The sequence below is a fragment of the Alysiella crassa DSM 2578 genome, assembly GCF_000745955.1.
GTDB lineage: Bacteria > Pseudomonadota > Gammaproteobacteria > Burkholderiales > Neisseriaceae > Simonsiella > Simonsiella crassa.
This window is the reverse complement of record NZ_JQKH01000103.1, coordinates 1-7,634: the sequence shown is the minus strand read 5'-3', so window position 1 is coordinate 7,634 and position 7,634 is coordinate 1. Positions and strand designations below refer to the sequence as shown.

At 46.2% G+C, this 7,634-nt stretch carries 9 protein-coding genes; 3 read left to right on the top strand and 6 right to left on the bottom strand.

Annotation, left to right across the window (positions count from 1 at the left end):
- Positions 1–125 precede the first annotated feature (125 nt).
- Positions 126–1,187: an NADH:flavin oxidoreductase/NADH oxidase gene (locus Q338_RS11445; RefSeq protein WP_034295543.1), complete on the bottom strand. Its 1,062-nt coding sequence runs from the start codon at positions 1,185–1,187 to the stop codon at positions 126–128.
- A 58-nt stretch (positions 1,188–1,245) separates the two neighbouring features.
- Complete coding sequence (locus tag Q338_RS11440; protein ID WP_034295542.1) at positions 1,246–2,253, bottom strand: LLM class flavin-dependent oxidoreductase; 1,008 nt, start codon at positions 2,251–2,253, stop codon at positions 1,246–1,248.
- A 92-nt stretch (positions 2,254–2,345) separates the two neighbouring features.
- On the opposite strand from Q338_RS11440, the gene Q338_RS11435 reads away from it, so the two are divergent.
- Positions 2,346–3,239, top strand: coding sequence for a LysR family transcriptional regulator (locus Q338_RS11435; RefSeq protein ID WP_034295540.1), 894 nt, complete (start codon positions 2,346–2,348; stop codon positions 3,237–3,239).
- 207 nt (positions 3,240–3,446) lie between these two features.
- Here Q338_RS11435 and Q338_RS11430 read toward each other — a convergent pair whose 3' ends face one another.
- The 4 genes from Q338_RS11430 to Q338_RS11415 form a co-directional block, all read right to left on the bottom strand.
- Positions 3,447–4,091, bottom strand: coding sequence for a DsbA family protein (locus tag Q338_RS11430; RefSeq protein WP_034295539.1), 645 nt, complete (start codon positions 4,089–4,091; stop codon positions 3,447–3,449).
- A 67-nt stretch (positions 4,092–4,158) separates the two neighbouring features.
- The gene (locus tag Q338_RS11425) at positions 4,159–4,776 is read right to left on the bottom strand and encodes a glutathione S-transferase family protein (protein WP_051968631.1); all 618 of its coding nucleotides are present in this window, start codon (positions 4,774–4,776) and stop codon (positions 4,159–4,161) included.
- A gap of 79 nt (positions 4,777–4,855) precedes the next feature.
- The gene (locus Q338_RS11420) at positions 4,856–5,248 is read right to left on the bottom strand and encodes a DoxX family protein (RefSeq protein ID WP_034295538.1); all 393 of its coding nucleotides are present in this window, start codon (positions 5,246–5,248) and stop codon (positions 4,856–4,858) included.
- A gap of 24 nt (positions 5,249–5,272) precedes the next feature.
- On the bottom strand, positions 5,273–5,767 hold the full coding sequence (locus Q338_RS11415; RefSeq protein ID WP_034295545.1) for a nuclear transport factor 2 family protein: 495 nt from the start codon (positions 5,765–5,767) through the stop codon (positions 5,273–5,275).
- A gap of 200 nt (positions 5,768–5,967) precedes the next feature.
- On the opposite strand from Q338_RS11415, the gene Q338_RS11410 reads away from it, so the two are divergent.
- Together Q338_RS11410 and lptF are read left to right on the top strand one after the other, a co-directional pair.
- Positions 5,968–6,321 carry a winged helix-turn-helix transcriptional regulator gene (locus Q338_RS11410; RefSeq protein ID WP_034295536.1) on the top strand — a complete coding sequence of 118 codons (354 nt, stop codon included), beginning with the start codon at positions 5,968–5,970 and terminating at the stop codon, positions 6,319–6,321.
- A 75-nt stretch (positions 6,322–6,396) separates the two neighbouring features.
- A complete protein-coding gene (gene lptF, locus Q338_RS11405) occupies positions 6,397–7,512 on the top strand; it encodes an LPS export ABC transporter permease LptF (RefSeq protein WP_034295534.1) in 1,116 nt (371 codons plus the stop codon).
- The last annotated feature ends 122 nt before the right edge of the window (positions 7,513–7,634 follow it).

Genomic DNA, 7,634 nt, shown 5'->3' with positions numbered 1-7,634 from the left:
AGTTCGCTCAATTCAGTCATATTGGATTAGTCGTGAGAAAATTAATACGATACCACTGAATTGATGCGGACTTCTTTTTTTATTGTACTTTTTTTGTCGTGTACTGAAAGGCAGCCTGAAAAAAATCACATAAACCCACGCTGATATTGTCTCGGCACAAACTGCATTTCTTGGCAGTCCGCCCCATTTTGCTGATATTGGGCGTTTAGCACCCAATACGGGTCTCGCAAAAGCCCACGACCGACCGCCACCAAATCGGCATCGCCCACGCCCAAAATGTGGTCAGCCACCGCCACATTGTCCAGCATACCGACCGCAATCACGGGCTTGTTAGTTGCGAGTTTGACTTTGCGAGCCAAATCCACTTGATAGCCTGCATAAAATTCAGGGTGATTGCCCTTGACGAGTACGCCATCGCCACCACCGCTGACATCAAACATATCCGCCCCTGCATCCGCAAAACGCTTGGCAATTTCCACGCCATAATCGCTGTCAAAACCATCTTTGCCGTATTCTTGGGCGGAAATTCGCACAATTAACGGCATATCGGCAGGCATCACTTTTTTGGCAGCCTGAATGATTTCTACGCCAAACAAGGCTTTGTCTTGACCGTATTCATCGGTACGATGATTGGATTTTGGCGAATAAAATTGATGAATCAAATAGCCGTGAGCCGCGTGCAGTTCAATCGCATCAAACCCTGCGTCCACCGCTCTTTTGACGGCAGCCTGAAAATCTTGAACCAAATCTTTGACTTCCTGCGTGGTCAATTCGCGTGGCGTAATCAAATTCTGCCCAGCATAATCCAGCTCGCCATAATGAATGGCAGACGGGGCAACGGCATTTGGCTCGTCTTGGGCTTTGCGACCTGCGTGGGCGATTTGCACGGCAATTTTCGCTCCGTGTGCGTGTACGCTGTCCACGATTTTTTTGAATGCGTCTTTTTGCGTATCGTTCCACAACCCCAAGCAATTTGGGCTAATGCGACCGTTTGGTGCGACATTGGTCATCTCCACAATAATCAAGCCTACGCCACCAATCGCACGGCTAGTGTAATGCACAAAATGCCAGTCGTTTGGCACACCGTCTGTGGCGGAATATTGGCACATTGGGGGCATTACTACGCGGTTTTTGAGTTCAAGATTTTTAAGAGAAAAGGGGGTAAAAAGGTTGCGGATTTTTGCCATTTTAAAACTCCAAAATTAAGAAAAAACTTTTCAGGCTGCCTAAAAATCAAAACATTCATCAAAGCGATTGCACAATTTCATTCAACAAAGCATACGATTTAAATTGCAATTTCTCATCAAAAACATAATTAATCGCAATCAATTCATTGGCTTGATATTTTTCTTGAAAATCAATTAACTGCTGTTTCACGCTTGTTTTATCGCCAATAATGGAAGTAGTCATCATCGCTTGGGCGGCAAGTTTTTCTTGCGGAGACCAAAGCGCGTCCATATCAGGCACAGGCGGACACATTCCCCGCGACACGCCACGCACCAAATCCCAGAATAATTGCTGTTGCGTGGTCGCCAAAAATTGGGCTTCATCATCGCTGTCCGCCACCAAAATATTGTTACAAATCATCATATAAGGCTCGTTTAGCACCGCAGACGGCTTAAATTCATTGCGGTAAATTTCCACCCCCATAGCCAGCATTCGTGGGGCAAAATGGGCGGCAAAGGCATACGGCAAACCCAAACGCCCCGCCAAATACGCACTTTCCGTGCTGGAACCCAAAATATAAAGCGGCACATTTAGCCCCAAAGCAGGATAGGCTTTTACATAACCCTGTTGATTTTCATCGCCAAAATAGCGTTGCAATTCCGCAATATCATCGGCAAAGTGCATAGACACATCGCGATGTCCACGCCGCAGAGCCATCGCCGTCATTTGGTCAGTCCCTGGGGCGCGACCCAAGCCCAAATCCACACGATTGGGATACAAAGTTTCCAGCGTGCCATACTGCTCGGCAACTTGCAAAGGGCTGTGATTGGGGAGCATTACGCCACCGCTACCGACACGGATTTTTTGTGTTTGCGACAGCGTATGGGCGATGAGAATTTGCGTGGCGGAACTTGCCAAATGGGGCATATTATGGTGTTCGGCAATCCAAAATCTTGTAAAATCAAGTTGTTCCAAATGCTGTGCCAAACGCACCATTGCGTCTATGGCTTGGCTGGCATTTTGCCCTTGTCGCATTGGCGCAAGATTTAAGGCGGAAAGTTGGGGGATTTTGATGGGATTTGACACGAAAATAGTCCTTCATAATATCTGTTTTTTGCTTATCATAATGCTGTGATGATATTATTTCAAATTAATTATTCTGATAATTGGGTATCAAAATGACCGATATAAGAAAACTGGATTTAAACCTGCTCAAAGCCTTTGTGATTTTATTGGACGAATGCAATGTCAGCCGCGCCGCGCAACGCTTGTCCATCACCCAACCCGCCATGAGCGGCATTCTGAACCGCCTGCGCGAAAGTTTCCATGACCCACTTTTTGTGCGCGTCCAACACGGCATGCAGCCCACCGACCGCGCTGTGCAACTCGGGCAAATCGCGCGGCAAGTGTTGCAAGACATCACGTCCATGTTGCAACCGCCTGTTTTAGAACCTGAAAATTTGGCGATGACTTTGCGGATTGGCGCGACCGATTATGTGCAAAAAATCGTGGCTTTGCCCTTGATTTTGCGTTTGCGCCGACTTGCGCCCCATGTGCAAATTGCGCTGTTACCCGTGCAAGGTCAGAATATTAAGACTTTGTTTGAACAGAATAAAATTGATTTGGCACTGGTCAGCCATTTTCACGTTACGCCTGATATGCACCAGCAAAAATTGTATGACGAACATTATGTCTGCGCGATGAGCCGCGAACACCCTCTGGCAAACGCGCCTTTGACCGCCGAACGGTTCAGCCAGTTGCCGTTTGCGATGTTTTCCTACAATGGGGGCGAGTTCAGTGGCGCGACCGATTTGGCGTTACAGGCTTTGGGTTTGAATCGCAAAGTCATGGTTTCATTGAATAATATTGTTTTGCTGCCTGAATTGTTGCAAGGTTCGGATTTGGTGGCGGTGTTGCCCGCGCATTTCGCGCAGACTTTGCCGAATGTGCATTTGCAAGCACCGCCGATTGACATCGCAGGGTTTACCATGATGATGACGTGGCACGAACGCACGCAACACGATGTGGCGCACCAATGGTTGCGGCAAATTGTGGCGGAAGTTTGTCAATAAAATAAAGGGCTTGGATTTTTTCAGGCTGCCTGAAACCCATAAAAAACAAAAACATCGTTTTCAAAAATGGGAAAACGATGTTTTTGAATTATTTTGATTTTATAGTGGATTCAATTTAAATCAGGACAAGGCGACAGCAACCGCCGTGTACACACAGTACATAAGGGAGCTGGCAACGCTGTACTGGTTTAAATTGAATTCACTATATTAAACTGATTTTAAAAATTGGCTAATATTTTCCACCACATTTTCAATATCTTGATAAAGAAATTGGCTCGGCACATTCACAAATTTACCATCCACTTCGGCGATTAAACTCGGCACGCCACTCACACCAAATTGTTGTGCGAAGATTTGACCTTGTTTTATCCAAGCATTTGTTTTATCAATAAATTCGCAATCACCTAGCAATGAATCCGCCAATTCAAATGCCACATCGTCCTCGCACCAATCGCGCAAGCACATTTGCACCACGTCCAAACGGCTGGTATCCAAGCCGTCCACATAACGCGCTTTTTGCATTTCGGCGAAAGTCGGCAACCATGCACCAGACGGCGCGTTTTCATTCAACAAAAAGCAAGCCATTGTTAAATTAAAGGAATCGAACTTGCCCTTTTTCAACAAAATCTTTTGGCGATAGGTTTCGCTAAACGGCAAGCCTGTGATTTGGGCGATGCGTTGGTCGTTTGCCCAAGCGTGTTGCGCGAATGTTTCGTCCATGACTTTGCCTGTGTTGGCAAACAAGCCTGTGGCAAAAACATCAACTTGATGTGTTTTCGCCAATGCCTGAATGCCACGCGATGCCGCATAGCACCAACCGCATAATGGGTCAAATAAATAGATGAATTTCATGATTTTTCTTTCTAAAAAACAGCAAAGGCAGCCTGAAAACGGGTTTCAGGCTGCCTGAAATCAATGATTATGCCAAACCTTGCTCTTTCAATGCCGCTTGTACGCCTGCGTTGCGTTCCACTCGCGCAAAATAATCGGGCAAAACGGCAAAATCCGACCAATCCCACGCAAACATATTCGCCCAACGCGATGTAACGTAAAAATACACATCGGCAATCGTGATTTCATCGCCACACAAATAGGCTTGATTTTGCAAGACTTTTTCGGCTTGTTGGTAAATTTGATTGATGGAGGCAATCGCGTTACCACGCAATTCATTTTGCGCGTTTTCATCGCCCAGCAAATGCGCCGCGCCAAACAGCCAGCCAAATTTGCCGTGCAAATCGCTGTTCGCCAAAGCAAGCCATTGACGTGCTTTGGCTTTTTGACGCGCATCGCCCGAACCGAAAATCTGCGCTTGCGGATAAACTTCGTGCAAATAATCCAAAATCGCCACGTTTTGCGCCAAAGCCCAATCGCCATCGGTCAGCAATGGCACGCTGCCTTGCGGATTGAGCGCGAGAAATTCAGGCTGCTTTTGCTCACCGCGTTCCAAGCGCACAGCTTCAAATTCGGCTTTCGCCCAATGCAATGCGGTGTGTGGCACGAGTGGGCAAGCACCTTGCAAATAATACAGTTTCAACATTTTCAACTCCTTATGTTTTAAAGTGGGTTGGGGGCGGTATTTTCAGGCTGCCTGAAAACACCATTTACAAAATGAAAAATTATTTTTTCGCCAAAATATTGTCCAACGACCACGCGCCGCCGCCCGCGCTCGCCAAATACAAAAACACAAAGCTGAACAACATCGCCGCTTCGCCACCGTTTACCAATGGGAAAATGGAAAAGTGAGCGATAAAATACGCCGCCGCCATCAAGCCCGACAAAATAAACGCCGCTGGGCGCGTAAACAAGCCCAAAATCAATAAGATACCGCCGACAACTTCCAATACGCCTGCCACGCCATACATTGAAAACAAAGGCACAGAGCCGTTGCCGTCTGTCATGGAAATGGGAAATTCAAAAAATTTCGCCGTGCCGTGCAAGAAAAAAGCGTAGCCCGACACGATACGCAAAATGGCTAAAATTTGGTTTTGAAAGGCTTGTAAAAAATTCATGATTGAAAAAAATTCCTGAAAAAATTAAAACATGCTGCGACCGCTCACGGTCTTTTCGGGTACAGCTTGAATGGTATCCCAATGTTCCACGATTTTGCCGTTTTCATCAAAACGGAAAATGTCCACCACAGAACTGCCCAAAGTGTTTGGCTTTGGTTGGCTATGAATGTGCAATACCACCAAATCGCCTTCCGCAATCACGCGTTTGATGTGTGAACGGGCTTGCGGCGTTTGACCAATGAAACCACCAATGATTTTGACAAAGGCTTCTTTACCATCAGGCACATTCGGATTGTGTTGCAAGTAAACATCGCCAATGTATTTGTCGGCAGCTTCTTGAACTTTATGCTGATTAAATGCCAAATCATAAAAGGCAATGGCGTTGGCTTTGTTGCGCTCGGTTTTGCTTTGCATGGCTGCCTGAACGGTGTTTTGCGCTTGTTGTGCGGCATGAGAAACGGTTTGGCAACCTGACAGTGCTACAGTCGCCACAAGTGCGGAAATCAATAAGGTTTTCATAAAAATCCAAATAAATGAAAAAGTTAAATTCAAGTTGATTGCGTTTGCAATGGGGTGTATTATACGCAGTTCATTTTTCTTGATAAGTACTTACAAAAATGTAAGTATCAAAATAATTTTTAAACCATTGATTTTGATGAGAATGATTTTTCAGGCTGCCTGAAAAAGATTTGTATCTTGATTTTAAAAGGAAAAAAACCATGTCCATTGATAATACAAAAGGCTGCGTACTCGCCAAAAACTGCCCCAGCCGCACGATTTTGAACCATTTAACCAGCCGTTGGGGCGTGTTGGTGATGATTGTGTTGCTGACGGGAACGAAGCGATTTAGCGAAATGCGCCGCGAAATTGAAGGCGTATCGGAACGCATGTTGTCGGAAACGCTGAAACAGTTGGAAGCGGACGGTATGTTAATCCGCCATTCTTACAACACCGTGCCACCGCACACGGACTATAGGCTGACGGAACACGGCATTCAGGCTGCGGAAAAAATTCGGCATTTGGTGGATTGGCTGGAAGACAGTTTGCCCGAGATTTTGGCAAGTCGGGCGTGATGGTTCAGGCAGCCTGAAAATCAGGAAAGCGTGTTAAAATACGACTTTTCAGGCTGCCCTATTCCACAAAACACCATGATTTACCAAAAACAATTTCTCAAAGAAACCACATTCACCGCCATCGCCATTTTTATTGTGGTGTTGGCGATTTTGGTGTTTACACAAGGGATTAATCTGCTCGGTCGCGCCGCCGATGGGCGCGTGGCGATTGACGCGGTGTTGGCTTTGGTGGGCTTTTGGACGCTGGGCATGACCCCGCTTTTGCTGGTGCTGACCGCCTACATCAGTACACTGACCGTGCTGACTCGCTATTGGCGCGACAGCGAAATGTCTATTTGGTTGGCGAGCGGTTTGAGTTTGCGGCAATGGGTGCGCCCTGTGTTGTCGTTTGCGCTGCCTTTGGCGGTGCTGGTGGCGGTGATGCAACTTGCCGTGTTGCCATGGGCGGAATTACGCAGCCGCGAATACGCCGAAATTTTAAAGCAAAAACAAAATCTTTCGCTGGTAGAAGCTGGTTCATTTCAGCCTTTGGGCAAAAAAAATGGGCGCATGTATTTTGTGGAGCAATTTGATAAAACCGATAATGGCATGATGAAAAACCTGTTTGTGCGCGAATTTGACGAGAAAACAGGGCGTGATAATGTCGTGTTTGCCCAATCTGGGCATTTTGATTTGAGCAATAATCGCCGCACGCTGGTTTTGCAAAACGGCTACCGTTATAGCGGCATAGCTGGGCAAGGTGATTTTGATAAAATTTCTTTTGAAAAACTGGATATTATTATCAGCACCACGCCAAAATTGGTCAATCCGATTGACCATCGCCGCACCATTCCCACCAGCCAATTATGGGGCAGCAACAATCCCAAACACGTTGCGGAACTGATGTGGCGGATTTCTTTGCCGCTCACGGTTTTATTGTTGAGTGTGTTGGCGATTCCGATTTCGTATTTTAATCCGCGCTCGGGCAATTCCTATCATGTTTTGCTGGCGGTGGGCTTTTTTCTGATTTATCAGAATGGTTTAACCCTGCTGCGCGATGCGGTGGAAGACGGCAAAATTGGTTTTTGGCTGGGTTTATTGCCCATGCACATATTGATTTTGGGCTGCACCATGATTTTACTGAAAATGCGTTCCATGCCCGCACAACCATTCTGGAAAGGCTTGAAACAGGCTTTGGGCGGGAAAGTATAATTTTCAGGCAGCCTTTCAGTACACGACAAAAAAAGTACAATAAAAAAAGAAGTCCGCATCAATTCAGTGGTATCGTATTAATTTTCTCACGACTAATCCAATATGACTGAATTGAGCGAACT

Bases quoted from the DNA above. Each gene is read 5' to 3' on its own strand.
- Q338_RS11420 (WP_034295538.1), bottom strand. From the start codon at position 5,248: ATGAATTTTTTACAAGCCTTTCAAAACCAAATTTTAGCCATTTTGCGT.
- Q338_RS11430 (WP_034295539.1), bottom strand. From the start codon at position 4,091: ATGAAATTCATCTATTTATTTGACCCATTATGCGGTTGGTGCTATGCG.
- Q338_RS11445 (WP_034295543.1), bottom strand. From the start codon at position 1,187: ATGGCAAAAATCCGCAACCTTTTTACCCCCTTTTCTCTTAAAAATCTT.
- lptF (WP_034295534.1), top strand. From the start codon at position 6,397: ATGATTTACCAAAAACAATTTCTCAAAGAAACCACATTCACCGCCATC.
- Q338_RS11435 (WP_034295540.1), top strand. From the start codon at position 2,346: ATGACCGATATAAGAAAACTGGATTTAAACCTGCTCAAAGCCTTTGTG.
- Q338_RS11425 (WP_051968631.1), bottom strand. From the start codon at position 4,776: ATGTTGAAACTGTATTATTTGCAAGGTGCTTGCCCACTCGTGCCACAC.
- Q338_RS11415 (WP_034295545.1), bottom strand. From the start codon at position 5,767: ATGAAAACCTTATTGATTTCCGCACTTGTGGCGACTGTAGCACTGTCA.
- Q338_RS11410 (WP_034295536.1), top strand. From the start codon at position 5,968: ATGTCCATTGATAATACAAAAGGCTGCGTACTCGCCAAAAACTGCCCC.